Origin of the sequence: Pseudomonas sp. BIGb0278, from assembly GCF_024809895.1 — a bacterium.
Lineage (GTDB): Bacteria > Pseudomonadota > Gammaproteobacteria > Pseudomonadales > Pseudomonadaceae > Aquipseudomonas > Aquipseudomonas shirazensis.
Genome location: NZ_JANUEL010000004.1, coordinates 227,215 through 253,660 on the forward strand (window position 1 = coordinate 227,215; position 26,446 = coordinate 253,660).

At 62.0% G+C, this 26,446-nt stretch carries 27 protein-coding genes and 1 tRNA gene; 9 read left to right on the plus strand and 19 right to left on the minus strand.

Annotated elements, in window-relative coordinates; all coding sequences use genetic code 11:
- Positions 1–4: 4 nt before the first annotated feature.
- Complete coding sequence (locus M2396_RS16435) at positions 5–916, minus strand: AraC family transcriptional regulator (RefSeq protein ID WP_101321925.1); 912 nt, start codon at positions 914–916, stop codon at positions 5–7.
- A gap of 201 nt (positions 917–1,117) precedes the next feature.
- Here M2396_RS16435 and M2396_RS16440 point away from each other — a divergent pair, with 201 nt between their 5' ends.
- On the plus strand, positions 1,118–1,414 hold the full coding sequence (locus tag M2396_RS16440; RefSeq protein WP_101321924.1) for an antibiotic biosynthesis monooxygenase family protein: 297 nt from the start codon (positions 1,118–1,120) through the stop codon (positions 1,412–1,414).
- A 42-nt stretch (positions 1,415–1,456) separates the two neighbouring features.
- Positions 1,457–1,690 carry a hypothetical protein gene (locus M2396_RS16445; protein ID WP_101321923.1) on the plus strand — a complete coding sequence of 78 codons (234 nt, stop codon included), beginning with the start codon at positions 1,457–1,459 and terminating at the stop codon, positions 1,688–1,690.
- Here the strand turns inward: M2396_RS16445 and M2396_RS16450 are convergent, their stop codons facing one another.
- The 6 genes from M2396_RS16450 to bglX all read right to left on the minus strand — a co-directional run bounded on the left by M2396_RS16450 (position 1,691) and on the right by bglX (position 10,192).
- A complete protein-coding gene (locus M2396_RS16450) occupies positions 1,691–2,302 on the minus strand; it encodes a flavin reductase family protein (RefSeq protein ID WP_101321922.1) in 612 nt (203 codons plus the stop codon).
- A 107-nt stretch (positions 2,303–2,409) separates the two neighbouring features.
- Entirely contained in the window at positions 2,410–2,814 is a 405-nt protein-coding gene (locus tag M2396_RS16455; protein ID WP_259076016.1) for a heme utilization protein, read from the minus strand.
- 309 nt (positions 2,815–3,123) lie between these two features.
- Entirely contained in the window at positions 3,124–4,443 is a 1,320-nt protein-coding gene (locus M2396_RS16460; RefSeq protein WP_150570604.1) for an MFS transporter, read from the minus strand.
- 269 nt (positions 4,444–4,712) lie between these two features.
- Positions 4,713–6,047: a sigma-54 dependent transcriptional regulator gene (locus M2396_RS16465; RefSeq protein WP_101321919.1), complete on the minus strand. Its 1,335-nt coding sequence runs from the start codon at positions 6,045–6,047 to the stop codon at positions 4,713–4,715.
- Entirely contained in the window at positions 6,041–7,798 is a 1,758-nt protein-coding gene (locus tag M2396_RS16470; RefSeq protein ID WP_259076021.1) for an ATP-binding protein, read from the minus strand. Before M2396_RS16470 ends, M2396_RS16465 begins: the two co-directional genes overlap by 7 nt.
- 102 nt (positions 7,799–7,900) lie before the next feature.
- Positions 7,901–10,192 carry a beta-glucosidase BglX gene (gene bglX / locus M2396_RS16475; protein ID WP_220634190.1) on the minus strand — a complete coding sequence of 764 codons (2,292 nt, stop codon included), beginning with the start codon at positions 10,190–10,192 and terminating at the stop codon, positions 7,901–7,903.
- 219 nt (positions 10,193–10,411) lie between these two features.
- On the opposite strand from bglX, the gene M2396_RS16480 reads away from it, so the two are divergent.
- From M2396_RS16480 to M2396_RS16495, 4 genes are all read left to right on the plus strand, one after another.
- A complete protein-coding gene (locus tag M2396_RS16480; RefSeq protein WP_101321917.1) occupies positions 10,412–11,029 on the plus strand; it encodes a hypothetical protein in 618 nt (205 codons plus the stop codon).
- A 97-nt stretch (positions 11,030–11,126) separates the two neighbouring features.
- Positions 11,127–12,353, plus strand: coding sequence for an SAM-dependent methyltransferase (locus tag M2396_RS16485; protein WP_259076026.1), 1,227 nt, complete (start codon positions 11,127–11,129; stop codon positions 12,351–12,353).
- Between the two features lie 175 nt (positions 12,354–12,528).
- Positions 12,529–12,804 (plus strand): hypothetical protein, encoded by a 276-nt coding sequence (locus M2396_RS16490; RefSeq protein WP_259076029.1) that lies wholly within the window; start codon positions 12,529–12,531, stop codon positions 12,802–12,804.
- A 47-nt stretch (positions 12,805–12,851) separates the two neighbouring features.
- Positions 12,852–13,316 (plus strand): AlpA family transcriptional regulator, encoded by a 465-nt coding sequence (locus M2396_RS16495; protein WP_181107740.1) that lies wholly within the window; start codon positions 12,852–12,854, stop codon positions 13,314–13,316.
- Here the strand turns inward: M2396_RS16495 and M2396_RS16500 are convergent.
- From M2396_RS16500 to M2396_RS16510, 3 genes are all read right to left on the minus strand, one after another.
- The gene (locus tag M2396_RS16500) at positions 13,305–13,670 is read right to left on the minus strand and encodes a DUF4880 domain-containing protein (RefSeq protein ID WP_259076031.1); all 366 of its coding nucleotides are present in this window, start codon (positions 13,668–13,670) and stop codon (positions 13,305–13,307) included. The two genes, M2396_RS16495 and M2396_RS16500, sit on opposite strands and share 12 nt — an antisense overlap.
- 51 nt (positions 13,671–13,721) lie before the next feature.
- Positions 13,722–14,738: a DUF4917 family protein gene (locus tag M2396_RS16505; RefSeq protein WP_101321913.1), complete on the minus strand. Its 1,017-nt coding sequence runs from the start codon at positions 14,736–14,738 to the stop codon at positions 13,722–13,724.
- 154 nt (positions 14,739–14,892) lie between these two features.
- Entirely contained in the window at positions 14,893–16,596 is a 1,704-nt protein-coding gene (locus M2396_RS16510; protein WP_101321912.1) for a SulP family inorganic anion transporter, read from the minus strand.
- Between M2396_RS16510 and M2396_RS16515 the strand changes: the two genes are divergently transcribed.
- Entirely contained in the window at positions 16,595–16,762 is a 168-nt protein-coding gene (locus tag M2396_RS16515) for a hypothetical protein (protein ID WP_259076037.1), read from the plus strand. The genes M2396_RS16510 and M2396_RS16515 overlap by 2 nt on opposite strands.
- A gap of 49 nt (positions 16,763–16,811) precedes the next feature.
- Here the strand turns inward: M2396_RS16515 and M2396_RS16520 are convergent.
- The 5 genes from M2396_RS16520 to M2396_RS16540 all read right to left on the minus strand — a co-directional run bounded on the left by M2396_RS16520 (position 16,812) and on the right by M2396_RS16540 (position 20,686).
- Positions 16,812–16,885 (minus strand) — tRNA-Gly (locus M2396_RS16520).
- Positions 16,886–17,039: 154 nt separating this feature from the next.
- Positions 17,040–17,924, minus strand: a complete 885-nt coding sequence (locus M2396_RS16525; protein WP_150570596.1) for an alpha/beta fold hydrolase — start codon at positions 17,922–17,924, stop codon at positions 17,040–17,042.
- Positions 17,925–18,259: 335 nt separating this feature from the next.
- The gene (locus M2396_RS16530) at positions 18,260–18,949 is read right to left on the minus strand and encodes a 16S rRNA pseudouridine(516) synthase (protein WP_188036589.1); all 690 of its coding nucleotides are present in this window, start codon (positions 18,947–18,949) and stop codon (positions 18,260–18,262) included.
- Positions 18,950–18,981: 32 nt separating this feature from the next.
- Positions 18,982–19,203, minus strand: a complete 222-nt coding sequence (locus M2396_RS16535; protein ID WP_101321909.1) for a cysteine-rich CWC family protein — start codon at positions 19,201–19,203, stop codon at positions 18,982–18,984.
- Entirely contained in the window at positions 19,196–20,686 is a 1,491-nt protein-coding gene (locus M2396_RS16540) for a diguanylate cyclase (protein ID WP_259076045.1), read from the minus strand. The genes M2396_RS16535 and M2396_RS16540 overlap by 8 nt, the downstream gene beginning before the upstream one ends.
- Positions 20,687–20,898: 212 nt before the next feature.
- Here M2396_RS16540 and M2396_RS16545 point away from each other — a divergent pair, with 212 nt between their 5' ends.
- Positions 20,899–21,342 (plus strand): hypothetical protein, encoded by a 444-nt coding sequence (locus M2396_RS16545; RefSeq protein WP_259076048.1) that lies wholly within the window; start codon positions 20,899–20,901, stop codon positions 21,340–21,342.
- A gap of 9 nt (positions 21,343–21,351) precedes the next feature.
- Here the strand turns inward: M2396_RS16545 and M2396_RS16550 are convergent, their stop codons facing one another.
- Entirely contained in the window at positions 21,352–22,458 is a 1,107-nt protein-coding gene (locus M2396_RS16550; RefSeq protein ID WP_259076050.1) for an enoyl-CoA hydratase/isomerase family protein, read from the minus strand.
- 130 nt (positions 22,459–22,588) lie between these two features.
- Between M2396_RS16550 and ung the strand changes: the two genes are divergently transcribed.
- Positions 22,589–23,278 carry a uracil-DNA glycosylase gene (gene ung, locus M2396_RS16555; RefSeq protein ID WP_103438403.1) on the plus strand — a complete coding sequence of 230 codons (690 nt, stop codon included), beginning with the start codon at positions 22,589–22,591 and terminating at the stop codon, positions 23,276–23,278.
- 42 nt (positions 23,279–23,320) lie between these two features.
- Here ung and M2396_RS16560 read toward each other — a convergent pair whose 3' ends face one another.
- Genes M2396_RS16560 through M2396_RS16570 form a run of 3 tightly spaced genes read right to left on the minus strand, consistent with a single transcriptional unit; the run spans position 23,321 to position 26,327 of the window.
- Positions 23,321–24,358 (minus strand): AbrB family transcriptional regulator, encoded by a 1,038-nt coding sequence (locus M2396_RS16560; protein WP_259076054.1) that lies wholly within the window; start codon positions 24,356–24,358, stop codon positions 23,321–23,323.
- Entirely contained in the window at positions 24,351–25,865 is a 1,515-nt protein-coding gene (locus M2396_RS16565; RefSeq protein WP_101321903.1) for a tripartite tricarboxylate transporter permease, read from the minus strand. Before M2396_RS16565 ends, M2396_RS16560 begins: the two co-directional genes overlap by 8 nt.
- A 3-nt stretch (positions 25,866–25,868) precedes the next feature.
- Positions 25,869–26,327, minus strand: coding sequence for a tripartite tricarboxylate transporter TctB family protein (locus tag M2396_RS16570; RefSeq protein ID WP_259076056.1), 459 nt, complete (start codon positions 26,325–26,327; stop codon positions 25,869–25,871).
- Positions 26,328–26,446: the final 119 nt, after the last annotated feature.

Genomic DNA, 26,446 nt, shown 5'->3' on the forward strand with positions numbered 1-26,446 from the left:
GTGCTCAGCTGGCACTGGCGCGTAAGCGGGCGACATCGCGAATCGGCGGCGCACCATACAGCCGGCTGTATTCGCGGCTGAACTGCGATGGGCTTTCATAGCCGACACGGTAGCCCGCCACCGCCGCCTCGACACCATCATTGAGCATCAGCCGGCGCGCCTCCTGCAGGCGCAGCTGTTTTTGATATTGCAGCGGGCTCATCGAGGTCACGGCCTTGAAGCGGTGGTGCAGTGTCGAGGTGCTCAGGTTGACCTCGCGGGCCAGCTCTTCGATACGCAGCGGCTGCTGATAATGCCGGTTGAGCCAGGCGATGGCCTGGCACACGCGATGGGTCTGGCTGTTGGACAGGGCGATTTCATACAGCCGATAGCCCTGCGGGCCGCGCAATACTCGATACAGCAGCTCGCGCCGCACCAGCGGCGCCAGTACTGCAATATCGCGTGGTGAATCGAGCAGCCGCACCAGCCGCAGCAGGGCATCGAGCAGCTCGCCATCGCTGCGCTCGACGAACAGGCCACGGCCCGACGGTTGGCTGGGCACCAGCATCGGCCCGCTCTCGGCAATCAACTGGCTGATCTCGGCAGGGTCCAGGTCCAGGCGCAGGCCCAGGCAAGGATTGTCCGGGCTGGCATCCAGGCTGGCGCCGGTGATTGGCAGGGTTACCGACACCACCATGTAATGCAGAGGGTCGTAGGTGTAGCTTTCATCACCCAGAAACAGCGTCTTGCTGCCTTGGGCCAGAATGCACAATGCAGGCTGCGCCAGGGTCGGCATTGCGCGCAGGTTTTCCTCGTAACGACTGAGGTATAGCGCGTCGATCGCCGACGGCCCGCCTCCGGCATGGCGCAGGATCAACCCGGCGAGTTCCTCGCGGCGGGCTTCAAGCGTGGGGTCCAGTGGCGATGGGGTGGTCATGACGGGTTTCCTCTGCTGAGGGGGCAGGATAGGTTTGGGCAAGCTTGGGCGCTAGTCGAATGCTGTCGGTCGCTTGCCTGATCCTGCCGCGGCGCAGGATCAGGCAAGCGGCTCGCAGTAATGGCCTAACGGCGCAGGTCAAGCGGGGCATAACCTTGGTCGCCTGGATCTTCCGTCTGGCCTGTTTCAAGGAGCGCATTCATGACACCACGTCAACCGGTCACCCACTTGGCTTTTATCCGTGCCAGCAACGGCCGCTCGTCCGAGCTTGGCGCGCGTCTGCGGGACCTGCTCGAACCGTCGCTGCGCATGCCCGGCTGCCTGAGCTTCAGCGTGCAGCGCTCGCAGGCCGATGACGACCTGTGGCTGCTCAGCGGCAGCTGGCACGATCAGCAGGCAATGACTGGCTACTTCGCCTCGGCCAATCTCGACCTGCTCGGCGAACTGGTGCAGGCGCAGGTGCTGGCAAGCCTGGATCTGCATACCTTCAGCGAGTGATCAGCAGGTTACAATGCCGCCTTTTCGACAAGGAAACGCAGCATGGCACGTAGAGAATTTGCCCAGTTTGAAGCGGTTTCAGCGATGGTCCCGGTTGAGGGCGGTGGTTATCACGCTGCCATCGCAGTCAAGGCACTCGCCGGGATGGGTACGCCGCGTTTTCACAAGGTGCTTGATGGCCAGCTGTTCAAGGGCGCAATCGCGGCCGATGAGGCCGCTTGCGCCGAGCTCGAACGCTTGCAGGGCGTGAGCGAAGAGGGCGAGCTGATCTGGTGATCAGCCGTCGTTGCGCGGCCGCGCCATCTTGAACAGATTGCCCAGCTCGAAGTAATCCTGCGGGCCACCACCGCGCAGAATCGGCTCACCGGCAGCCGTGTCGTAGATGCCGTCCTTGAGCAGGTGCTCGGCGATGTGTACAGCCACCACCTCGCCAAGGATCAGCCAGCTGGGTACCAGTTCCTGATCGGCGCGCTTGAGCTGGATGATCTGGCTTACCTTGCACTCGAACGCCACCGGGCTTTCGCCCACTCGCGGTACACCGACAATGCGCGATGCCGTCGGCGTCAGCCCGCTCAGGACAAACTCGTCGACATCGGCTGCAACCGCAGCGCAGCTCTGGTTCATCTGCTCGGCCAACGGTCGGGTGGCCAGGTTCCAGACGAATTCGCCGGTCTGTTCGATGTTGTTCAGGCTGTCTTTGCGGCCAACACTGCAGAAGCCGATGATCGGCGGAATGTAGTTGAAGGCGTTAAAGAAGCTGTAGGGCGCCAGGTTGAGCCGGCCCTCGCTATCGTGCGAGGAGATCCAGCCAATCGGCCGCGGGCCGACGATGGCGTTGAAGGGATCGTGGGGCAGGCCGTGGCCTTTGGCAGGTTCGTAGTAGTACATCTGATCAGGGCCGCTCTGGGATGGACAAGATGCCTAGTGTGCCGGTTCTGCGCGCTGCTGCAAATGATCAAGCCCGGCAAGGCCGGGCTGGGTGCCCGCAGCAGGGCTTAGCTGAAGCGATGACCTTTGGTGTTGTCGAAGCCGTCTTCTGCGAAGCGTGCGCCGTTGGTGCGGTCGAAGCCGTCTTCGGCAAAGCGTGCGCCGTTGGTGCGGTCGAAGCCGTCTTCTGCAAAGCGTGCGCCGTTGGTGCGGTCGAAGCCGTCTTCTGCGAAGCGTGCGCCGTTGGTGCGGTCGAAGCCGTCTTCGGCGAAGCGTGCGCCGTTGGTGCGGTCGAAGCCGTCTTCAGCGAAGCGTGCGCCGTTGGTGCGGTCAAAACCATCCTCTGCGTACGCTGCCGATTGAGTGCTGGCGGCAGCAAAGGAATGAGCACTGGTACGGTCGAAGCCATCTTCAGCGAAAGCGCCGGTAGCCAGGACGGAGAGGGCGACGGCGAGAATCAGTTTGTTTTTCATGGTTGGTTGCTCCGGTAGGTTTCAGGTTGTTTTGTTTCCATGAATCAAATCCTACTCCGATTAATTTGATTAAAAATCGCAAAAATATGCACATTTGAATCGTATTAATCGATGTATATTTGTGCGACTTGCACCGCCTGCAGGCTTGTGGCCCTAGCAGGTTCGAGTGATTGGTCAGCTTGTGCAGACTAGGTGTCTGAGATTAATGAGGAATTAACAGGCTGAAACTGGCGCGAAGACATTGAGCGGTGAACATGAAAAAGGGCGCACCGATTACCGGTGCGCCCTTTCTGTATTGCCGCTGCGGGATCAGTCAGTAGTGATCCGCGAGTGGGTCTTGGTGTCTTTCATGGTCGCGTACACCAGCAGCGAGCAGGCGATACAGGCGGTGACGTACCAGTAGTAGCCGCTTTCCATGCCGGCGCTCTTGAACCACAGCGCGACGTATTCAGCGGTGCCGCCGAAGATCGATACGGTCAGCGCATACGGCAGACCAACGCCCAGAGCACGAATTTCGGTCGGGAACAGCTCGGCTTTGACCACGGCGTTGATCGAGGTGTAGCCACTGACGATGATCAGCGCTGCCATGATCAGGAAGAACGCGCCCCACCAGGTCTGAATGGTGTGCAGGGTGGTCAGGATCGGTACGGTGAAGATCGTGCCGAGCACGCCGAAGGCGATCAGGATCGGACGTCGGCCGATCTTGTCCGACAGCGCGCCGATCACGGGTTGCAGGCACATGAACAGGAACAGCGTAGCGGCCGAGATGGTGGTCGAGTCGCTGATGCTCATGCCCACGGTGTTGACCAGGTACTTCTGCATGTAGGTGGTGTAAGTGTAGAAGGCCAGGGTGCCGCCCATGGTCAGGCCGACTACGGTCAACAGTTCCTTGGGGTGGCGCATCAGAGTGCGCATCAGGCTCTCTTTGGACTTCTCTTTCTTGGTGAACGAGGCGGTTTCTTCCATGCCGCGACGCAGGTACAGCGCAACCACTGCACACAGCGCGCCGATCACGAACGGCACACGCCAGCCCCATGAGTACAGTTGCTCGGTGGTCAGGGTCTGCTGCAGGACGATCAACACCGCCAGGGCAATCAACTGGCCGGAAATCAACGTCACGTACTGGAAGCTGGAGAAGAAGCCGCGCCGCTCCTTGCTCGCCATCTCGCTCAGATACGTTGCCGAGGTGCCGTATTCACCGCCTACCGACAGGCCCTGCATCAAGCGCGCGATTACCAACAGGATGGGGGCAGCGACGCCGATGGTTTCATAGCCTGGGGTCAGCGCAATCACCAGCGAACCTGCGCACATCAGCAGTACCGACGCCATCAGCGCCGCCTTGCGGCCCTTGCGATCGGCGTAGATGCCCATCAACCAGCCGCCGATCGGGCGCATGAGGAAGCCCACGGCGAAGATCGCAGCGGTATTGAGCAATTGTGCGGTTGTGTCGCCGGCAGGGAAGAAAGCCTTGGCGAAGTACAGCGAGAATGCGGCGTATACGTACCAGTCATACCACTCGACCATGTTGCCGATCGATCCGCTGAAGATCGACTTGAGGCGGCTGGAGGTGGTTTTTTCGGCGGCTGGCGCTGTGGCCGCCCCGGTTGGCAGGGAGGTGGCGTTATCCATCAGAGGTAACCTTCTCGTTGTTTTTGTGGAGCGCGCCGGAGCGCTGCTTGAGAAGGGGTAGTGCAGGAGGTGTGCCAGTTAGAATTTTCGGGCTGCTTTGCAGCCCCTTCGCGACGCAAGGCCGCTCCTACAGACGGCGGCGCCAGAAGGCTTGTGGCTTTTCTGTAGGAGCGGCCTTGCGTCGCGAAAGGGCTGCAGAGCAGCCCCCGGTCTCACTCGGAATAGGCAGATTCACGCCTAGCCATAGCAGCCAATAAGCAAGATTCCGCCTATCCCCGCTCGAGAAAATCCTCCCGCACCAGCCCATGCCGCTGCATCTTCTCGTTGAGCGTGCGTCGCGGCAGTTGCAACGCCTCCATCACTGCCTTGATCTCACCCCCAGACTGGCGCAGCGCCGCCCGCAAACACTGTGCCTCGAATGCCTCTATCTGCTCAGCCAGCGACGGGCCAACGGCATCGCCTTCAGGCCCGCTCGACCCCAGCCCCAGGGCATGCCGTTCAGCAGCGTTGGCCAGCTCGCGGACATTGCCTGGCCAGTCATGGCTGAGCAGCTGCGCCAACTGCGCACCGGTCAACGGCGGCACACTACGTTGCAGACGCTCAGCCGTTGTGCGAGCGAAGAAATCGAACAGCAGCGGAATATCTTCACGCCGCTCGCGCAGCGGCGCCAGGCGCAGTTCAGCCACGTTCAGGCGGTAGGCAAGGTCTTCGCGAAAACGCCCGGCGCGGGCTTCTGCGAGCAGATCCGGCTTGGTTGCGGCAATGATGCGCAGGTCGACGCTGATGCTCTGGTTGGCGCCCAGGCGTTCGAGTTTCTGCTCCTGGATCACCCGCAACAGCTTGGCCTGCTGGGCCAGCGGCATGCTTTCGATCTCGTCGAGAAATAACGTGCCGCCGTTGGCATATTCCAGCTTGCCGATGCGTTTGCCTTGAGCGCCGGTGAAGGCGCCGCTCTCATGGCCGAACAACTCGGCCTCAAACAACGCTTCGGGGATTGCCGCGCAGTTGAGCGCGACAAATGGCTTGGCCGCGCGCGGGCCAAAATCATGCAGGCAGCGGGCAACCCGCTCCTTGCCGCTGCCGGTTTCGCCGCGCAGCAGCACGTTGACCGGCAGGTTGGCCAGGTCGAGTACTTGTCGGCGCAGCTGCTGCAGGCCTTGAGACATCCCCAGCAGGGTGGTTTCCAGGCGCGCCTTGAGGTCGGCCTGCTCATGCAGGCGGCGGTTCTCCAGCACCAACTGGCGTTTTTCCAGGGCGCGGCGCAGGCTGCCGAGCAGATGCTGCGGTGTGAACGGTTTTTCCAGAAAGTCATAGGCGCCGCTGCGCATGGCCTCGACCGCCATTGGTACATCACCGTGGCCGGTCAGGAGAATCACCGGCAAGTCCGGGTCGCGTGCCTGCAGCTCGGCCAGCAGTTGCAGGCCGTCCATGCCGGGCATGCGTACATCGCTGATGATCACCCCGGGGAAGTGCTCGGGCAGTTGCGCCAGGCACTCATCCGCGCGGGCGAACAGTTGCACGGCAAAGCCTGACAGGCCCAGCCATTGTTCCACCGCAGTGCGGATGCTGGCTTCGTCATCGACGACAATCACTGAATTCAACATGCAGGCTCCAGATCGCGTGGCAGGCTTAGGCTGAAACGAGCGCCGCCGGGCAGGTTGTCGACCTGCAACTGGCCGCCGGCTTCGCGGACGATGCCATAGGAAATGGCCAGGCCCAGGCCCAGCCCTTCGCCCACCGGCTTGGTGGTGAAGAAGGGGTCGAAGACTTTGCCCAGGTCGGCCGAGTCGATCCCACCGCCGGAATCGAGCACGCTCAGGTGCCAGTCATTGGCGTGGTTCTCGATGCGAATCTCCAGCCGTTTGTAGCGTTTGTCGGCCATCGCGTCGAGGGCGTTGTGGAGCAGATTGATCAGTACCTGCTCCAGGCGAATGGCATCGCCGCGCACCCACGCCGGGCGGGCCAGGTACAGCGCTACTTCGACCTCTTCGCTGCGGATGCGGGTGTCCAGCAAGTGCAGGGCCTGATCGACGACCGTGGCCAGATCAAGACGCTCGCGCAGGCCGCCAGGGCTGTTGCGGGCGAAGGTTTTCAGGTGGCTGGTGAGCGCCGCCATACGCGTGAGCATCTGCTCCAGTGGCTCCAGCGCCTGACGCGCTTCGTCATGGCGACCGTGGTCGAGCAACAGCCGCAGGGTCTCCAGTTGCATGCGCTGGGTGGTCAACGGCTGGTTGATCTCGTGCGCCAGCGCCGCCGACATCTGCCCCAGCGCGGCCAGCTTGGCCGCCTGCACCAGGCCCTCCTGGGCCGTGCGCAATTGCCGGGTGCGTTCTTCGACCTGGCGCTTGAGCGCCTCGCGGCTGCGCTGACGCAAGCGGGCCAGACGCATACGCTGGCTGACGAACAGGATCGCGAACACCAGACTCAACCAGATGGCTGCAGCGGCCAGCCCGGCATTGCGCACGTCTTCGCTGACCTGCGGCTTGCGCAGCAAATGCAGGGTCCAGCCCTCGCTGGGCAATGGCAGGCTCTGCCACAGGTATTCGACCGGGCCGTCAGGGCCTTGCACCCGGCTCAGTTGGCTGTGCTCGTCGAAGCGGGTCAGTGCCTGGTGTTGCAGCGCCAGCAGTGGCTGCTTGTCGTACTGGCGGGTGGCAGCCAGTTCGGCTCGGTCAGCCCCGGACAGCGGGCTCAGTTCGCGGTAGCGCCAGCCGTCCTGATTGGCAATGAAGATGATCCCGCGGGCATCGCTGACCAGCAGCACATCACTGCCCTGACGCCACTCGCGCTCAAGTTCGGGGAATTCCAGCTTGACCACCATCGCCCCGAGGAAACGTCCTTGCAGGTCCTTGACCGCGCTGGAGAGGAAATAGCCCGGGATACCACTGGTGACGCCGACAGCATAGAAGCGCCCGCTGCCTTGGCTGCGAGTCTGTTTGAAGTAAGGCCTGAAGCCGTAGTTGGAGCCTACATAGGTACTCGGCAGGCGCCAGTTGCTGGCGGCGACGGCGAGACCGGTGTGATCGAGCAGCTCCAGGGTCGAGGAATCGGCCGCGCCGTTGATCCGCTCCAGCTTGATATTGAGCGCATGCTGAACCGCCGGCTCGACCGGCCCTGCCAGCGCGGCGATCAGCTCCGGGTCCAATGCCAGCACTGCCGGCAGGGCGCGATAGCGTTCGATCAGGGTGTGCAGCGAGTTGGCATACAGGCCCAGTTGCTGCGCTGCGCGCTGGGCGTCGGTCTGCATCGACTGGCGCTTGGCCTGATGCATCGCCCAGCCAGCGCTCAGAGCAGTGCCGAACAGGATCAGCAGCACGACCAGGCCCAGACGCAAGGCTCGAAACGAAGAAGGCATGGGGGCGGTTCCTGAGAGGTTCAGCTGAGCCAGAGGTCGCCGCTGGCGGCCTTCATTGCGGTGTAATCATGCAGTGAAGGTGCCGCGGCGCCAGGGGCCGGGTTACAGCAGTTCGAAGCTCTGCTGCTGCACCGCTTCAGAGTCCAGGCCGACCTGAACGTTGAACTGGCCGGGCTCGGCGACCCGCTGCAACTGACTGTTGTAGAACTTCAGGTCATCCTCACTGATGTTGAAGCTGACAGTGCGCGACTCACCCGCCTTGAGCAGCAACTTGTGGAAATTCTTCAGCTCTTTGACCGGGCGGCTCATCGACGCGCTGACGTCCTGCAGATACAGCTGTACCACAGTCTCGCCGTCACGCTTGCCGGTGTTTTTCACGGTGACCTTGGCCTGCAAGGTGTCGCCACGCTTGAGGGTTTTGCTGTTCAGGCTCAACCCGGACAGTTCGAAGCTGGTGTAGCTCAAGCCGTAACCGAACGGGTACAGCGGGCCATTGGGCTCTTCGAAGTATTGCGAGGTGTAATTGCCCGGCTTGCCTGGTGTGTACGGCCGACCGATGCGCAGGTGGTTGTAGTACATCGGGATCTGCCCGACCGAACGCGGGAAGGTGATCGCCAGTTTGCCCGACGGATTGTAGTCGCCAAACAACACGTCAGCGATGGCGTTGCCGCCCTCGGTGCCGCTGAACCAGGTTTCCAGCACGGCGTCGGCCTGTTCCCGCTCCCAGTCAATCGACAACGGCCGGCCGTTCATCAGGACCAGCACCAGTGGCTTGCCGGTGGCTTTCAGCGCCTTGATGAGGTCACGCTGCACCGCCGGGATTTCCAGGGTGGTGCGGCTTGACGACTCGTGCGACATGCCGCGCGATTCACCGACTACCGCCACGACCACGTCAGCCTGTTGTGCGGCCTTGACCGCTTCGTCGATCAACACCGCAGCAGGGCGCAGGTCGTCGACGATTTCCGGAGCATCGAAATTGAGGAAGTTGAGGTAATCGACCATCGCCTTGTCGCCGCTGACGTTGGCGCCTTTGGCGTAGATCAACTTGGCCTGATCGCCAACGGCGCGGCGCAGGCCTTCGCGCACGGTGACCGAGCGGTTTGGCCGGCCAGCGGCGGCCCAGCTGCCCATCATGTCGATCGGTGCATCGGCCAGTGGGCCGACCACGGCAATGGTGCCGGCCTTGCGCAGCGGCAGGGTCTGCTCGCGGTTTTCCAGCAGCACCAGGCTCCGTCGGGCCACATCCCGAGCCGCGTCACGGTGCAGGCGCTGGTCGGCATACACGTCCTTGGGGTCATCCTTGGCCTGGCCGATACGCAGGTACGGGTCTTTGAACAGGCCCATCTCGTACTTGGCACCAAGCACTTCGCGCACGGCCTGGTCCAGTTCGGCCTGGGTCACTTCGCCCGATTTCACCAGACCCGGCAGTTCTTCGGCATACAGCGAGTCATTCATGCTCATGTCGATGCCGGCCTTGATCGCCAGCTTGGCCGCTTCGCGGCCGTCCTGGGCCACGCCGTGGCGGATCAGTTCCTGAATCGCGCCGTGGTCACTGATGGTGACGCCCTTGAAGCCCCAGTCCTTGCGCAGCAGATCGTTCATCAGCCAGGTATTGGAGGTGGCCGGCACGCCGTTGATCGAGTTCAGCGCGACCATCACGCCGCCTGCGCCGGCATCGAGGCCGGCGCGGTACGGCGGCAGATAGTCGTTGTACATTTTCGGCAGGCTCATATCGACCGTGTTGTAGTCGCGCCCGCCTTCCACCGCGCCGTACAAGGCGAAGTGCTTGACGATGGCCATGATGCTGTCCGGGTTTGCCGGGCTGCTGCCCTGCAACGATTCGACCATGACCTGGCCGATCCGCGAGGTCAGGTAGGTGTCTTCGCCAAAGCCTTCGCTGGTGCGGCCCCAGCGCGGGTCACGGGCGATGTCGACCATCGGTGCAAAGGTCATGTCGATGCTGTCGGCAGCCGCTTCAGCGGCCGAGGTGCGGCCGACCTTGGCGATGGCCTGCATGTCCCAGGTGGCCGCCAGGCCCAGGCTGATCGGAAAGGTGGTGCGATGGCCGTGAATCACGTCATAGGCAAAGAACATCGGGATCTTCAGGCGGCTGCGCATGGCGGCGTCCTGCATCGGCCGGTTCTCGTCGCGGGTGATCGAGTTGAAGGTGCCGCCGATGCGCCCGGCAGCAATCTCTTCGCGGATCTTCTCGCGTGGCATTTCCGGGCCGATGCTGATCAGGCGCAACTGGCCAATTTTTTCGTCGACGCTCATCTGGCTGATCAAGTGCTCGATGAATGCCTGCTTGTCCTGCAGGGGCGGGGCAGCAGTGGCGGCAAACGTTGCCTGACTGGCGAAGGCCATGGCCAGGCCGAGCATGGACAGTTTCATCATCAATTCCGTATTAGAGGCCTGGGTCATGGCCACACGAATGCGTGTGGCCGAAGGGTTCAGGCGGCTATTGTTCTTGGCCAAAGGCGATCGTTTATTGATCTGCCCTACAGCATTGGCGGCTGCGGTGGATTATGCCTGATGTCTGGTAGTTGTTGAGATACACTCGCGCCAGCCCGGTGCCGGGACAACAACTATAAGAACGATCGAGAGACCAACGGCATGAGTGTGTTTACCGAATATGAGCAACGGCTGGTCGCCGAAGCGATAGCCCGAGCCGAACGGCGTACCGACGCCGAGCTGGTCAGCGTGCTGGCGCGGCGGGCGGACGAGTTTGCCTACCTGCCGCTGTTTTGTGCGGCGCTGTTGGCATTGCTGGTGCCGGGGCTGCTGCACCTGCTGCTGGGCTGGCCAAGCGTGCGCGGCCTGCTGGTGGCGCAACTGGTGATCTTCGTCGCCCTGTGCCTGCTGCTGCGCCACCCACGGCTGGGGCATCGGCTGATGCCCAGGTGCTTGTGTCAGCGCACTGCGCTGAGCCTTGCGCGCCAGCAATTTCGAGCCCTTGAACGGCAACGTGATCACGGCACCAGCAGCTTGCTGATCTTTGTCAGTCAGGCCGAGAACTTTGTCACGATTCTGACCGACCGCGGCATTGAACAGCACTTCGACCCGCGTGTACGCGCCGCGTTGATCGCCCGCTTTACCGAGCAGGTGCGCCAGGGTCAGACCCTACAGGGCTTTGTCGAGTGCATCGACGCCTGTGCCGAGCAGCTCAGTCGACCATTGCCGGCCACCCAGCGACGTAACCAACTGCCCAATCGATTGGTGATCCTGGACTAACCACGGCTGTCGAGAAAACTTCGCGAAGGCCGGGCGGCAACGTAGAATGCCGGCCACTGCGCACTGCGCTCCCGGTTATTCGAGGCCCCACCGTCCCATGCCTGCCACGCCTTCCACTTCGTCTGCGGCTGATCCGCTTGCCCAGTTTCTGCGTCTGCTGGCCGACTCGCTGGAGGCCGGCAGCCTGGCCAAGCTGGTGCTGGCCAAGCATGTTGGCGCCGAGCAAAGCCTGCAGCGGATCATTGCCAAGCCGCTGCTGATCAAAGGCCAGCCCAGTCTGTCCCTGGTCTATCGCTATGAGACCCGCGACATCACCCGCAATCTGCCCAACGAGCAGGTTCAGGCGCTGGTCGCCGAGCTGCTGCCGGCGAGCTTTCGCAACGCCCACCTGTTCACCAGCGAAGGTGAAGTGCAGTTGGCCTTCAGCAAGAAGGGCAAGCCGATGCTGCAGCGCCATCTCGCGCAGCCAGCACGCGAGGCAGCCTCGGCAGGGCATGACCGCGAGAAGAAACGCTACCTGCAACTGACCCGGCCGTTTTTGCGTGATCTGGGCGTTACCGACGCGCAGTCCGCGTTGATCCCGTCGATGTCGCGCAAGTGGAAGCAGATCAACAAGTTCATCGAAGTCTTCGACCACGCGCTCACCAGCGCACCACTGGCTGCCGAGCAGCCGCTGAAAGTCGCCGACTTTGGTTCAGGGAAGGGCTACCTGACCTTCGCCATGCACGACTACCTGAGCAACACCCTTGGCCGCCAGGCGCAGGTGACCGGCGTCGAGTTGCGCCCGGACATGGTCGAGCTGTGCAACGCCGCAGCGGCACGCCTGGAGCATTCGGGCCTGGTGTTCGAGTGCGGTGACGTGCGCAGCGTGGTGCCCGCCGCCATCGACGTGATGATCGCCCTGCATGCCTGCGACATCGCCACCGACTACGCCATTCATACTGGCATCCGCTGCAACGCCGCGATCATCATGTGCTCGCCGTGCTGCCACAAACAGATCCGCCCACAACTGCAAAGCCCCGGCTTGCTGCAGCCGATGCTGCAATACGGCCTGCACCTCGGCCAGCAGGCCGAGATGCTCACCGACAGCCTGCGCGCGCTGTACCTGGAAGCCTGCGGCTACGAGACCAAGGTGTTCGAGTTCATCTCGTTGGAACACACCAACAAGAACAAGATGATCCTTGCGGTCAAGCGCAAGCAGCCGGTGGATGCCACGGTGTTGCTGGAGAAAATTGCCGAGCTCAAGCGCTTTTATGGGGTCAAGGAGCACTGCCTGGAGACTTTGTTGCAGGCGGATGGGTTGATTGCTGTTGTGGGGGAATAACCAACAATTGGCTGTGTCCGAAGCATCCTGACACTGCGTAAGACCGTTCCTAAGCTGACTTGCTACGACCCTGCTTCGGTTTTTCTCACTGTAATGTGATCACGGCAATGATTGCCGAGCACCTTGGTTGTCGGTTGACAACCAAGGTGCATGTTCACATACTGGAGATCAACTGATGCCTCGCCACGCGCATTCCAAGAAAGAGATTGAGCAGGCTCTCAGATACGCAGAGGCGCAAGGCTGGAGAGTGGTAGCGGGTGGCGGCCATTGCTGGGGCAAAATCTACTGTCCTTACAACAGCGATGAGTGTCGGTGCGGTGAATTCTGCGTGGCAAGTATCTGGAGCACACCCAAGAATCCAGACACGTTTGCGCGTCAGATACGACGAATCGTCGACAACTGCGTTGCTCATCGTCGCAGCATTGATCACGCAGGGAGAGAGTCAAAGTGACGGAATATATCTTCACGCTCAGATACCAGTTAACCCACGATCAGGACATGGATGGTCTGCTGGAGCGTCTAGGCGCGTCGGGATGTGATGACGCTATTGTCGGAGTCGGCCAGCCAGGCCGGCTGGCGCTGGAGTTCGCACGCGAGGCGGGATCCGCTCAGGATGCAGTGCATAGCGCCCTTGCGGACGTGCAGCGAGCCGTCCCTCAAGCCCATCTTGTGGAAGTAACTCCCGACCTGGTTGGATTAACCGATGTCGCGGAGGTTGTCGGCGTGTCTCGGCAGAACATGCGCAAACTCATGTTGGTGCACTATTTGAGTTTTCCTGCACCAGTCCACGAAGGAAACCCATCAATCTGGCACTTGGCCGAAGTTCTTTCCTGGATGCAGGCGCGGCAAACGTACTCTTTCGCTCAGGAAATCGTCGACGTAGCGAAAGTAGCGATGAGGCTCAACGTGGTCCGCGCTCATGAGCGAATTATGGTCAAAGCGCCTAGCCATTTAATCAGCTGAACTAGCCACTGCGGGCAACTGACTTGCCCGGTGGTCTGCGCTCTGTAGAAAGAGCCCGTGGGCTTCCGGGCTTGCGGTCATAACGGCACAGGCCATGCCCACTGCAGCAATCATCACCAGCCGCCGTGGTGATCGCTGCGCCACAGGCGCGAGTGGGTTGGCGGCCTGCTTGAGCGCTTCCAGGTCCTGCCACAGGTGTTCGAGCTGGCGATAGGCGCGGGCATGCTCTGGGTCGCGCAGCCACTGCTTGAACGCCTTGCGATTATGCCTTGATGAGTCATAGCGATTGCGCACCAGCCAGCCTGCGGCCTGAGCATCGATCGAGTCTGCCTCGAAATCGTCTAGCGGGTTCATCTGCCGGGTTCCTGCGCTCGTTACTGTTTACTGCTACCGTGCGCTCGCCGGTCAGCGCCGGCGGGCAAAGTCGGCAGGCACTTCGACTGCCAGGTCTGGGGCGCCGAGCGGATGACTGCTGGCGTCGAAGAAATGCAACGAGGTCTCGTGCATATCGCCGAAACGCTGCAGAAAGTGCTGCTTCTGGTTGATGATCGACGCCTCGCTCAATGGCCGAATGGCAATGCACAGATGAGCCGGGCGGGCCTGGCGGATGGCATCGAGCAGGTGTTGATCCGTGCTGTCCAGATGCTGGCCGAACAGGCACAGGCCCTCTCGTTCGCTTGCCAGCTGGCCAAGGCCCCAGCTCAGGTAATCCGAACTGCGAATGGCGCGCAGCTTGTGCTCGCTGCGGTCTTCGTTGATGAACAGCGGCACCTCGCCGGGAATATTTACGGCAAAGCCGTCAAGCAACTCACCGTTTTCGGCGCTGCGCTGGCGCGTGCTGCCGTCTGGCAGCTTGAGCAGGTGCAGGCCGCCGTGCAGATGCAATACCCGGGTGCCCTCCGCGTGAGTGCGGCGGACATCGAAAAAACCTTCTTCGTCGAACAGCGCAGCAAATCCTTCGGGCGCCTGTCGTACTGCCCAAGGCACAAGCAGATCGTAGTTACTGGTGTAGACGCTGCGGTAGGCCCTGAGCGCCTGATTGATCGCACTCAGGTTGGCGCTGGGCAGCAGCGGCCACGGGATGTGCACCGAGCGGATCGCGTGAATCAATGCTTCCTTGATCGAGTAATAGCGATTGAGCGGCGCAGTCGAATTGATCGCCAGCGCGGCGTTGGCCCGCACGGTAGTATTGAGCGTGCTCAGCAGCGGCTCGAACAGCTCGCTGGCCAAGGCTTTGAACAAGGCCTGGTCACTGACGCCCAGGCCTTTGTGACGTACCTTCTGTGCCTGCTCGAACAACGAAAAATAACCAAACGGCTTCCACAGTGCACGGCTGGCGCCGTTGCCCAGGAGCAGGGCCTGGCACGGCTGGCGTTGCTCGAGCTCGGGCCAGGAAGTCAGGTGGGCGTCAACTGGGGGCATGCGGGGTCCGTGGTTTGGCAGGGAAACGCCGCGACTTTAGCATGCTCCGGCGATGTGCTGTATTCGCCCTGCGGCACCGTGCGCTGCGCAACTGTGAGGGTATTGCAGCTTCCCAGTGCACCGCCGGTTGCAGCAGTTAACGCTGCGTCACCGGCTAGGGCTGCTGCGCGGTGGCCTGACGTTCGCGGTTGCTCCACACGCGATAAGCACGAATACCGGCGCGCACTGAGCCAAACAGCAGCTTGTCTTCCATTTCCCGGGCCATGCCTGAGCGCACCAGCATGCGCAAAAACGTCCCACGTGCCCGCGCAATGGCGAAATGAATACCTTGCGCGGCGAGGGTGTCGCGTACTTCACGCAGAGCGGCGATACCGCTGACATCGATGCTGCTCACCGCTTCGGCATCGAACAGCACCGCGCGCGGCTGGCTGTCGCGTTGCACTGCCTCAAGCAGGCGCATCTTGAAGTAGTCGGCGTTGAAGAACAGGATCGCGTCATCGAAGCGATACACCACCAGGCCCGCTACCGTGCGCGCGTCGGGGTGTTGGCGCACGTCGACCTGGCCTTCGATCCCCGGTGCCCAGCCCAGCACGGCATCGGTGGGTTGATAGATGCTGTAGAGCAAGCGCAGGATGGCCAAGGTCACCGCGAAGATGATCCCGGGCAGCACGCCCAGGCCAAGCACACCAATCGTGGTCAGCAGGCACAGCCAGAACTCGAAGCGGCTGAGCCGGTAGATCTTGCCCAGCGAACGCACATCGATCAGCCCCCAGCCGGCCATCAGCAGCACGGCGCCGAGCACCGCCTGCGGAATCCAGGCCATGGGCGCAGTGAAGAACAGCAAAATCAATGCAATCACCAGCGCGGCGATGATGCCAACCAGCTGGCTTTTGCCACCGACCATGTCGTTGACCGCCGTGCGCGAGTCGGCGCCGCTGATGGCAAAGCCTTGGGAGAACCCGGCAGCCAGATTGCTCACACCCAAGGCAACGAACTCGTGATTGGCATTGATCGCATAGCCATGCCGCGCGGCGAAGCTGCGTGCCGTGAGCATGGCACTGCAAAAGCTCACGGTGGCGATCCCGAGGGCATCGCGCAGCAGGCTCTTGGTTTCTGCCAGAGAGCTCTGCGGCCAAGCCAGTTGGGGCATGCCGCCGGGCACCGGGCCGAGGATGGCGACGCCAAAATGGTCCAGGCCAAACACCCCCGCAATCAAGGTGAACAGCACTACGGTCACCAGCGCTGCCGGCAGGCGCGGGTAGCGCCGTGGCAACCCGATCAGCAGGCCCAACCCGGCCAGGCCAATCACCAGTGTCAGCCAGTGGATTTCACCCAGGCGCTGGGCGAAGTTGATCAGGCTGAGGATAAATCCGTCACCTTCGATCTTGAAGCCAACCACTTTGCTCAGCTGCCCGGCGATCAGGCTCAGGCCGATACCATTGAGGTAGCCGATCAGGATCGGTCGCGAGAAGAAACTGGCAATGAACCCTGCGCGCGCCACCCCGGCGGCAATCAACATGACCCCGACCAGCACGGTGACGATCACCGACAGCTCGGCAATGCGCTGGGGATCACCCAGCGCCAACGGCGCCACGGCCCCGGCGATCATGGCGCAGGTGGCGGCGTCGGGGCCGACCATCAACTGCCGAGAGCTGCCGATCAGGGCGTAGACGATCATTGGCAGCACACAGGCATACAACCCGTACTGCGGCGGCAGGCCGACGATCTGCGCATAGGCGATAGCGATCGGGATCTGGATCGCAGCGACCGACAAGCCAGCCTGTATGTCGGCGTGCAGCCACTCGCGGCGATAGTGCAGCAGGTTGGCCAGGCCCGGGAGCCAGCGGGAGAGAAACATGCGCAGTCCTTTGGAAATGTTTCACACAATGCACGAGCTTATCCGCCTGCTGCGTTTGGTGTGCAAGCTTTTTGCGCGCAGCGCGTTGCAGCCGCCAAGGGCCGGCGTGGTCTGCAGCAAATCGATGGAAGGGCAGAAACGAAAAAAGGAGCCGGGGCTCCTTTAGACAGGCGATGACATTGCGCAAATGTCATGCGGTGCAACGGTGGACGAGGTGGAGCGGGTAGAGGGAATCGAACCCTCGTCGGAAGCTTGGGAAGCTACTGTTCTACCATTAAACTATACCCGCTTTACGCGTACATCCTTGCCAGCGAAGCGGCGTGCGCTTTGCAGCTCGACTTTGTACCAGAACCCTCTGGTGAATAAAAGCCCAGCCTTGAAATTTAGCTGTCCGGCGGCTTGTTGCGCGTGGCTTTGGCACGGGCAAAAGCACGCCGGCAGGCTCAGATCGCCAATGCATGCTGGCCCTGCACATAGTGACTGCGCGGGCGCGGCTCGCGTTGACTCGGTTTGAGGAAACCAAGCATGGCGCTGCGTTGTGCATCGCTGGCGGTCTTGTGTTCCATGTCGAGGAAATGCCCGGCGCCGTTGATCACGCTGAAGTGGCTCTGGTCGACATGACGGCCAAACTGGCGGGCGTCATCGGCGGTGGTGTACTCATCGCGATCTCCGTTGATGAACAGCACCGGGATGGCAATGTTGGCCGCGCTCTTCAGTGCCCGCTCCAGGTCATGCTGCAGCACTTGATTGATGTGAAACAGCATCTGCGCATATTCGTGGCTGTCGAGGCTGCTGACGTGCCGGTAATTGAAGCGTTTGAACAGCGACGGCAGGTGCTTGCCGATGGTGTCGTTGACCAGGTTGCCGACCTGGTAGCGATCGCAGGCGGCGAGGTATTCGCAGCCGCGCTCGAGATATTCGCGCATCGGTTCGTTGATCACCGGCGAGAACGAGCTGACGATGGCCTTCTTCACCGGTCGGGGCTGGTGCGCCAAGGCGAGCAGGGTGCAGGCGCCACCCCAGGAAAACGAAGCGACATGGTCGGCCTGGAAGTGCTCGATCAGCTCCAGCAGGATGTGTGCCTCGGTTTCTTTGGTCAGCAGCCGCTCGTGGTGATTATGCGGTTTGGACTTGCCGGCATAGGGCTGGTCATACAGCACCACATTGAATTGCGGGTGCAGGCTGCGCACTGTCTGGGCGAACGAAGCCGTGGTCGCCAGCGATCCATTGATCAGGATGATCGTCTTCTCGGCGCCGTCGGCGCGATGCAACTCCGTGTAAACCCGATACTGACCTTGGATATCAAGTACAGCGATTTCTGGCCTCATGTCATCGACTCCTGGCGCAAAAAGGGTATTCGCGTCACCTAGGGTGCACGTTCTTTATGACAGGTAGGCATACGCCTGAAGAGGTTGCAGAGCCCGGTGTCGATCCTTCGCACACGTGTCGACGCTGTTGTTGTAGGCGGGGCAATCTGCCGTACCCCCAAGATAGCGAGACCTGGGGTGGCCAGCAAAAAGGTGTCTTGGACTGCAGGTGTGACTGGTGAGTCACATGCGGACTGACGATTTCGATTCAAGCAGCCCGACGTCATTCCCGCAAGTGCCATTGAGCAATTGGTGAATAAAATCGCTCGGCGGTCTGCGCTGGAGATGCTTGCTGTTTACAGAGCGATTTCATCGGCTGTCAGTGGCCGGAATTCGCCAGGGGCCAGCGTGGGGTCGAGATGGATGCCGCCCATCGACTCGCGATGCAGGCCAACGACCTTGTTCTGGAAATAGCCAAACATGCGCTTCACCTGGTGATAGCGACCTTCGACAATCGCCAGCCTGGCCAGTCGAGGGCCGAGCACATCCAGCTGGGCGGGTAGGGTGGTAAGGTCTTCGAAGGCGAAGTAGAAGCCCTCGCTGAACTTGGCCGGGTAGTGCGCGCCGATCTCGTCTTCGGTTTCGACGCGATAGACCTTTGCCAGTTTTGTGCTTGGTTGCGTCAAGCGCCGTGACCACTGGCCGTCATTGGTCAGCAGGAGCAGCCCGGTGGTGTTGAAGTCCAGCCGCCCGGCAATATGCAGGTCAGCGCGCAGCTCGGCCGGGAGCAGGTCGAGCACGGTCCGGTGCTGCGGGTCATGAGTGGCGCTGACACAGCCGGCCGGCTTGTGCAGCATCAGGTAGCGCGCCGAGCGACCGACCTGATGCACCTGCTGATCGACCTCGACCCGGCTGAACTCGCGAACCTCGTGCAGTGGGTCGGTGCTGACCTGGCCATCCACGCGCACACGCTGCAGGGCCAGCAGCAGGCGCACCTGCTGGCGGTTGTAGCAGGGCAGATTGGCGAGGAAGCGATCAAGGCGCATGGCGGCAACAGCAGAGGAATTGGCCGCGCAGTTTACCCAATTGGCGGCTGTTGCGCCGCTTTGAGCTGGTCGTCCACGGCTGCGCAGCGGGGGCACAGGCAGGCTTTGTTGCGCAGTTCGGCGGGCAGGGCGGCGAGTACCGCCGGGTCGATGCTGACGCTGAAGCACCAGCAGTTCTGCGTGGCGCTGCGTGGATCAGCCAGGCTGCAGCCGTTGCTTGCGCCGCAGGCGGGGCAGGATTGTGGGTCAGGCATGGACTGCTCCGGGCATCTCGCTGCAGACTCGATTGCGTCCGCCCTGCTTGGCTCGATAAAGGGCATGGTCGGCACGGGTCAGCAAGCTGTGCAAACTGTCGTCGGGTTGCAGTGCACTGAGCCCGATGCTGGTGGTCAGGCGCAGCGGTTGGTCGTTGTAGCTGAAGATCAACTGCTCGGTGCGGCGGCGGACCTTCTCGGCGACATCGATGGCCTGGCGGCCCTCGGTCTCGCGCAGCAGCACGATAAACTCTTCACCGCCCCAGCGGCAAAGGATATCCGACTGGCGCAGGCTGCCTTGCAGTACGTTGGCAAACTGGCGCAGCACTTCATCGCCGGCCAGGTGACCATGGGTGTCATTGAGCAGCTTGAAGTGATCAAGGTCGATCAGCAGGGCAACCAGTGGCGCATTCTCGCGTTTGGCTTGCTGCAGTGCCTGCCCGGCCAAAAGGTCAAAGCTGCGGCGGTTGGGCAGGCCGGTCAGGCTGTCCAGCGTGGCCAGCGACTCGATGCTTTGCTGATGGCGCTTGACCATCGCATGCAGCAGCGACAACACCACCAGGGTGATCATGGCGCAGATCGCCAGGTTCAGGTACAGCGACTGGCGCACCCGGTCCAGCGCGCCGCTCTCACGTTTGTCGACCAACAGGTACCAGTCCAGTTCGGGGATGGGCCGCACGTTGAGAAAGTGGCTGTGGCCTGCCTCGTCCTGATATTCGTGGCTGCCAGGCGAGGGTACCGGCATGCGCGCCAGCAGCGTCTCGAACGCTTTGCTGTCGGCCAGTTGCTGGCCTGCGCGCAGGCCATGCATGCTGCCGTCCGAGCCGGTCAGGATGACTTTGCCGTTGGCATCGGTGAACAACACGGCGCGGTGATAGCGTTGCTGATAAGCGTCGATCAATTTGACCACCGACTCGACACTCAGGCCGACCCCGGCTGCGCCGATGAAGCGCTGGTCATAATCGAGCACGCGGTAATTGATGAACACCGTGAGCCTGTCATGGTTGGCCATGTCCAGATCGACGTTGATCTCGTACGGCGCCTGCGACTCGCGCACGCGGTAATACCAGGCATCGCGCCAGGCATCCGGCTTGACTTGCTTGAGCACGCCCTTGGCCTGGTAATAGGTATGGCTGCGCTCGGAGATGAAAAACGCGGTGCAGGTGTTCTGCTGGCTGAGGATTTCATCCAGATAGCGAGTGATCCGCTCTGGCTCCTGCTCGCCGGCCAGCACCCAGTCGCGCAGAAAGGTGTCCTGCGCGATCATCGATGAGATCAGCACCGGGCGGATCAGATCCTTCTGGATTTCCGAGTAGACGGTGTCTGAGGTCAGCGGCAGTTCGGTATTGACGATGCCATCACGGATTGCGCCACGCGAAGAAAAGTAGCCGAGCAGAGACGTGGCAAGAAAACCGCAGGCCAGCAGGATCAGCAGCGCGATGATCAGCGAGCGCTGCGAGAACAGGGCGGAACGTGACGGCATGATCTTCCCGTGATGTGTGCCAGTGGCGACATTCTAGAGAGCTGGCGGGAAAATAACTGCATGTTTTTCAGGGTTACCTGAGTTGTTGCAAATCTTTACACATACGGCACTGGATCGGCTGGCGAGTGTCTTAACCCATGTCGATATTCGTTTGCCGATCGACGCCCGCCAGCGCCGCTGTGCCGGGCACCCCAGCGGTCCAGGAGGCCGCCATGTCCTATCGAATCCCAATCATCGTCCTGCTCGCAATGTTGGCCAGTGCCTGTACCCCTTATTACGCCGGTGGCGGGTATTCTCGCTCGCAGTACTACAGTGGCGAGCGTTACGGGTATCCCGGCTATCAGCGCTATGAGCGTGACTATTACGTGGTGCCGCAGCCCCGTTACTACTATCAGCCTGCACCGCGCTACTACCGCCCGGCACCGGCGCCGCACTATCGGCCGCAGCCGCATCCAGGGATGAACCAGCAGTGGTATGGCAATCCACGCAACGATTACGGTAATCGGCAGCGCTACGAATACCGTCGTGATCGAGAGCGGCATGATTACCGCAACGATAACCGCCGATCGCAGGAAGGGCGTTGGCATTCAAGGGGCCATGGCGACCGTGATCGCCGCCCGGATGGCGGGCGCGATGATCGCAATCGGCATCGCTGAGGTCCTGTCCTAAACTTGATCGGCCAGCGGATGGCGGCCCTCCCAGGCTTTGGCAAAGTGCGCCTCAACCACCGCCGCTGGCACCTGAGCCACATCAGGCCAGTGCCAGCGCGGCGTGTTGTCTTTTTCAATCAACCGCGCACGCACGCCCTCGCTGAATTCAGGATGCCGGCAGCAATTCAGGCTCATCGCATATTCCATCTGCAGCGCCTGCAACAGCGACATGTGCCGGGCTCGCTGCAATTGCTCCCACACTAGATGTGCGCTGAGCGGGCAACCGTCGTGCAGGCGCTGCCCTGCAGCCGCCAACAACGGGTCGCCGTGCTGGCGCAGGCTGGCGATCGCACGCCAGGCAGCAATAGGGTCGGCCACATCCAGCACCTCGTCGATCAACGCTCGCCGCGGCAGCCATTGGGCCTGTGGGAGATCTGCAAGGGCGCGGTGCTGCTGACACTTGAGCAGGCTGTTCAACTGCAGGATGGTCTGTTCCTGCCAGTTCAACTGCAGTAGTTCATCAATCAATGCCGTCTGCTGCTGCTCGCCAAGAAAACGATCCGCCAGACCCAGGTCCAGCGCATCACGGGCGTTGATCGGCGACCCTGTCAGGCCGAGAAACAACCCCAGCTTGCCTGGCAGACGGCTGAGGAACCAACTGGCGCCTACGTCCGGGTACAAGCCTATGCTGATCTCCGGCATGGCCAGCCGACTGCTCGGGGTCACGATGCGTACCCCAGCGCCCTGTAGCAGGCCCATGCCGCCGCCCAGCACATGGCCATGACCCCAACACAGCAAAGGCTTGGGATAACAGTGCAGGGCATAGTCCAGGCGGTACTCGGCAGCGAAGAACTGTCTGGCCATTGCTGGCACCTGGCCGGGTTGTGCGCGGCATTGGTCGACCAGCGCGCGAACATCGCCACCCGCGCAAAATGCCTTGGCACCGCTGCCCCGCAAGAGCACGCAGACGACACCAGGATCCCTCGCCCACGCCTGGAGCAGAGCCTCGAGCTGCTCGATCATCGCCAGGCTCAACGCGTTGAGGGATTTCGCTGCATCCAGTGTGGCGATGCCGATTCGCGCACCGTCCACTCCGGTAAGTACTTCGCTGGTTACGGCCATGAACTACCTCGCACAGATCATCCGCTCAGTATGGTCGGCTCTGCCGCAGGCTGCCGGTCGTCGGTCGGATCGATTGACAAGCTCGGGCAGCTTTCCTAGTGTCGCGCCCCTCAGTTTCAGGACCACACCGATGACCGACGACGACCGCATCAAGCTTGAGCCCAGCTGGAAGGAGGCGCTGCGCGCCGAGTTCGAACAGCCCTACATGCAGCAGCTGCGCGAGTTCCTGCGCCAGGAGTACGCCGCCGGCAAAGAGATTTATCCACCTGGCCCGCTGATCTTCAACGCCCTTAACAGCACGCCGCTGGACCAGGTCAAAGTGGTCATCCTCGGCCAGGACCCCTACCACGGCCCAGGTCAGGCGCATGGCCTGTGCTTCTCGGTACAGCCGGGCGTTCCGACACCGCCATCGCTGGTGAATATCTACAAAGAGTTGCAGCGTGACCTGAACCTGCCGATTCCTGCCCATGGCTATCTGCAGAGCTGGGCAGAGCAGGGCGTGCTGCTGCTCAACACGACCATGACCGTGCAGCGGGGCAATGCCGCATCGCATGCCAAGAAGGGCTGGGAGTCGTTCACTGACCGGATCATTCAACTAGTCAGCGAGCGGCAATCGAATGTGGTCTTTCTGCTGTGGGGCGCACATGCCCAGAGCAAGCAGAAGTTGATCGACGGCACCAAGCACCTGGTGCTCAAGTCGGTGCATCCGTCGCCGTTGTCGGCCTACCGGGGCTTTATCGGCTGCGGGCATTTCAGCCATGCCAACCGCTTCCTGCAGCAGCACGGCATGAAACCTGTGGAGTGGGCGCTGCCTGAGTGACTCTCTTGAGGGGCTTTGGTTGGGGGCGTGTGCTGCGCCCCCTTACTGGTTTTGATCCCGCGCACTCCACAGCCGAAACAATGGCTCTGCCAGAAACAGCACAAACAACAAGCGCATTACCTGCATCGCTGTCACCAACGGCACCGACAACTGCAGGGTCTCCGCCGTAAGGCTCATCTCGGCGATCCCCCCAGGCATCATGCCCAACGTCAGTGAACGCAAGTCCAGCTGGCTCAGGTTGCTCAAACCCCACGCCGCAAGCGCTGCAATCACCATGCTCAAGGCGGTAGCCAGCAAGGTGCGGCCGAGAAACGACGGCGCGCGGCGGAAGAATGCCCGGTTGAAGTGGCAGGCAAGGCCACTGCCGATCAACCACTGGCCCATTTGGCTGGCGCCCTCCGGCAGGGTGATCTGCAAATCAGCCGCCAGGCTTACCGTTGCCGCCACCAGCAATGGCCCGAACAACCATGGGTTGGGTTGGCGCAAGCGCTGCCAGCCATAACCGACCAACACCGCCAGCGGCGTGATCAACGCCAGCCAGCCCCAGCTGACACTGCTGGCATGGCTGACCGGCACGCCATCACCGAGCAGCAACTTGAACAGTGCCGGCACGCACAGCACCACCGCCAGCACACGCAGACTCTGCGCCGCGGCGACCTGGCTGAGCACCGCGCCATTGCGTGCGCCGAGGTTGACCATTTCGCCGGAACCGCCCGGCATACTGGCGAAAAAGGCGGTGGCGCGATCCTCACCGCTGCGCCGTAGCAGCCATACACTGATGACACTGGAAGCGGTGGTGAACAGCGCACCAAACAGAATCAAGCCGAAATGCCCGGACACTTGTTCGAGGATCGCCGGGGTGAAGTGCAGGCCGATACCGACGCCGATGATCCACTGGCCGCATTTACGTCCGTTGGGGATTTCCGGCAACTGCCAGGGGGTCAGGCAACGCACCAGGATGATCGCCAGCAACGAGCCGACCATCCACGGCAAAGGCCAGCCGACCTTGCTGGCGAGAAATCCGCCAACAAGGCCGACCAGCCCGGTTGCCCAGAACAGCGGCAACGATCGATCAGGCATCCGCAACAGCCCGACGTTGCAGGCTGCGGCGGCGCCAGCTGCGCAGCAGCGGCAGGCACATCATGCAGATGGTCAGGCCCCATACGCTCATGCTGATCGGGCTCGAGTAGAGAATGCCCAGCTCACCGTTGGAGATGGACAAGGCGCGGCGCAGGTTCTGCTCCATCAGCCCGCCGAGGATGAACCCGAGCAGGATCGGCGACAGCGGGAAGTCCAGCTTGCGCAGGATGTAACCCATGATGCCGATACCGACCATCAGGAACAGGTCAAAGGTGGTCGCATGCACGGCGTACACGCCGATCGCGGTGATGATGGCGATTACCGGCACCAGCGCCCAGTTCGGCACGGCGAGGATGCGGGTGAAGATGCGGATCATCGGGATGTTGAGGATCACCAGCATGATGTTGGCGATGAACAACGAGGCGATCAGACCCCAGACGATGTCGGGTTGCTGTTCGAACAGCATCGGCCCAGGGGTGATGTTGTACAGGGTCAGTGCACCGATCATTACCGCAGTGGTGCCCGAACCGGGTACGCCGAGGGTCAGCATTGGCACCAGTGCGCCACAGCAGGAAGCGCCGATGGCGGTTTCCGGTGCTGCCAGGCCACGTGCATCGCCCTTGCCGAACTTGCCGCTGGTGCCAGCGATTTTCTTCTCGGTCATATAGGCAACCGCGCTGGCCAGGGTGGCACCGGCGCCGGGCAGTACGCCCATGATGAAGCCGAGTAGGCCGCAACGGATGTTCACCGCGAATACCGAAGCCGCTTCCTTGAAGTTGAACAGCATGCGCCCGGTGGCTTTTACCGCCTGGTGGCCATGATGGGTTTTCTCCAGCAGCAGGAGGATCTCGCTGATCGAGAACAGGCCCAGCACCAGCACCACGAACTGAATGCCGTCGGCCATGTGCACGCTGTCGCCGGTGAAGCGGTAAACGCCGCTGTTGGCATCGATACCGACTGCCGACAGGAACAGACCGATCAACGCCGCGATAAATGTCTTCAGTGGCTTGTCGCCGGCCATACCGCCGAGGCAGACAATGGCGAACACCATCAGCACGAAGTATTCAGCGGGTCCGAAGGCAATCGCCCACTTCGCCAGCAACGGCGCGAACAGGACCATGCCGCAGGTGGCGATGAAGGCACCGATGAACGAGCTCCACGCCGAAAGCGACAGCGCGACCCCAGCCAGACCCTGGCGAGCCATTGGGTAACCGTCGAGGGTGGTCATCACGGTCGAAGCTTCGCCCGGGATGTTGAGCAGGATCGAGCTGATCCGGCCGCCGTATTCACAACCCAGGTACACCGCGGCCAGCAGAATCAAGGCAGATTCAGGCGGCAGGCCGAGGGCAAAGGCGATCGGGATCAGCAACGCCACGCCGTTGATCGGGCCCAGGCCCGGCAGCAGGCCGACCACGGTGCCGATCAGGGTGCCGCACAGGGCGGTAACCAGGTTGTACGGGCTCAAGGCGACGCCGAAGCCCTGGCTGAGATAGCCTAAAGTATCCATCTGTCAGTTCTCCAGCACGTCAAGCAGGCCAAGGGGCAGGGGTACGTCCATCACGCGATCGAACAGCCAGTACAGCAGCACGCTCATCGCCACCACCACCACTGCGCTGTGCAGCCAGCGGCCGCCATACAGGCGCGCCATTGGCACGCCGATCAATACCGCACTGACGATGAAGCCCAGGCTTTCGAAGGTGGCGGCGAACAGGATCAACAGACCGGTGCAGATCGCAATCTTGATCAGGGTCGGGCGATCCAGCGGCGGCTCGTCCTCTTTATGCACGATCGGCGTCGGCCGAATCGCCAGGTACAGCAACGCCAGGCCCATCAGGCCAAGCATCAACAACGGGAAGGCGCGCGGGCCCACCGGTTCGTAGGAAAACGCGGCCTGGTAAGGCCAGGCCATCACTGCCAGGACGGCGCACACCGCCAGCAGGATCAGGGCAAAAAAGCGTTGCAGGATCATGGGGAAATCCTCGAGAGGGCTGCCTTGCTGCAGTTTATTGCGCGAGCGGTTCTACCCGCGCAGGCGTTGGTGATGACACCGACGCTTGCGCGGGCTGACCTGCTTCAACAGGTGCTGCA

Excerpts from the sequence above, each read along its gene's own strand:
- M2396_RS16435 (WP_101321925.1), bottom strand. The coding sequence starts at position 916 with ATGACCACCCCATCGCCACTGGACCCCACGCTTGAAGCCCGCCGCGAG.
- M2396_RS16440 (WP_101321924.1), top strand. The coding sequence starts at position 1,118 with ATGACACCACGTCAACCGGTCACCCACTTGGCTTTTATCCGTGCCAGC.
- M2396_RS16445 (WP_101321923.1), top strand. The coding sequence starts at position 1,457 with ATGGCACGTAGAGAATTTGCCCAGTTTGAAGCGGTTTCAGCGATGGTC.
- M2396_RS16450 (WP_101321922.1), bottom strand. The coding sequence starts at position 2,302 with ATGTACTACTACGAACCTGCCAAAGGCCACGGCCTGCCCCACGATCCC.
- M2396_RS16455 (WP_259076016.1), bottom strand. The coding sequence starts at position 2,814 with ATGAAAAACAAACTGATTCTCGCCGTCGCCCTCTCCGTCCTGGCTACC.
- M2396_RS16460 (WP_150570604.1), bottom strand. The coding sequence starts at position 4,443 with ATGGATAACGCCACCTCCCTGCCAACCGGGGCGGCCACAGCGCCAGCC.
- M2396_RS16465 (WP_101321919.1), bottom strand. The coding sequence starts at position 6,047 with ATGTTGAATTCAGTGATTGTCGTCGATGACGAAGCCAGCATCCGCACT.
- M2396_RS16470 (WP_259076021.1), bottom strand. The coding sequence starts at position 7,798 with ATGCCTTCTTCGTTTCGAGCCTTGCGTCTGGGCCTGGTCGTGCTGCTG.
- bglX (WP_220634190.1), bottom strand. The coding sequence starts at position 10,192 with ATGATGAAACTGTCCATGCTCGGCCTGGCCATGGCCTTCGCCAGTCAG.
- M2396_RS16480 (WP_101321917.1), top strand. The coding sequence starts at position 10,412 with ATGAGTGTGTTTACCGAATATGAGCAACGGCTGGTCGCCGAAGCGATA.
- M2396_RS16485 (WP_259076026.1), top strand. The coding sequence starts at position 11,127 with ATGCCTGCCACGCCTTCCACTTCGTCTGCGGCTGATCCGCTTGCCCAG.
- M2396_RS16490 (WP_259076029.1), top strand. The coding sequence starts at position 12,529 with ATGCCTCGCCACGCGCATTCCAAGAAAGAGATTGAGCAGGCTCTCAGA.
- M2396_RS16495 (WP_181107740.1), top strand. The coding sequence starts at position 12,852 with ATGGATGGTCTGCTGGAGCGTCTAGGCGCGTCGGGATGTGATGACGCT.
- M2396_RS16500 (WP_259076031.1), bottom strand. The coding sequence starts at position 13,670 with ATGAACCCGCTAGACGATTTCGAGGCAGACTCGATCGATGCTCAGGCC.
- M2396_RS16505 (WP_101321913.1), bottom strand. The coding sequence starts at position 14,738 with ATGCCCCCAGTTGACGCCCACCTGACTTCCTGGCCCGAGCTCGAGCAA.
- M2396_RS16515 (WP_259076037.1), top strand. The coding sequence starts at position 16,595 with ATGCGCAGTCCTTTGGAAATGTTTCACACAATGCACGAGCTTATCCGC.
- M2396_RS16510 (WP_101321912.1), bottom strand. The coding sequence starts at position 16,596 with ATGTTTCTCTCCCGCTGGCTCCCGGGCCTGGCCAACCTGCTGCACTAT.
- M2396_RS16525 (WP_150570596.1), bottom strand. The coding sequence starts at position 17,924 with ATGAGGCCAGAAATCGCTGTACTTGATATCCAAGGTCAGTATCGGGTT.
- M2396_RS16530 (WP_188036589.1), bottom strand. The coding sequence starts at position 18,949 with ATGCGCCTTGATCGCTTCCTCGCCAATCTGCCCTGCTACAACCGCCAG.
- M2396_RS16535 (WP_101321909.1), bottom strand. The coding sequence starts at position 19,203 with ATGCCTGACCCACAATCCTGCCCCGCCTGCGGCGCAAGCAACGGCTGC.
- M2396_RS16540 (WP_259076045.1), bottom strand. The coding sequence starts at position 20,686 with ATGCCGTCACGTTCCGCCCTGTTCTCGCAGCGCTCGCTGATCATCGCG.
- M2396_RS16545 (WP_259076048.1), top strand. The coding sequence starts at position 20,899 with ATGTCCTATCGAATCCCAATCATCGTCCTGCTCGCAATGTTGGCCAGT.
- M2396_RS16550 (WP_259076050.1), bottom strand. The coding sequence starts at position 22,458 with ATGGCCGTAACCAGCGAAGTACTTACCGGAGTGGACGGTGCGCGAATC.
- ung (WP_103438403.1), top strand. The coding sequence starts at position 22,589 with ATGACCGACGACGACCGCATCAAGCTTGAGCCCAGCTGGAAGGAGGCG.
- M2396_RS16560 (WP_259076054.1), bottom strand. The coding sequence starts at position 24,358 with ATGCCTGATCGATCGTTGCCGCTGTTCTGGGCAACCGGGCTGGTCGGC.
- M2396_RS16565 (WP_101321903.1), bottom strand. The coding sequence starts at position 25,865 with ATGGATACTTTAGGCTATCTCAGCCAGGGCTTCGGCGTCGCCTTGAGC.
- M2396_RS16570 (WP_259076056.1), bottom strand. The coding sequence starts at position 26,327 with ATGATCCTGCAACGCTTTTTTGCCCTGATCCTGCTGGCGGTGTGCGCC.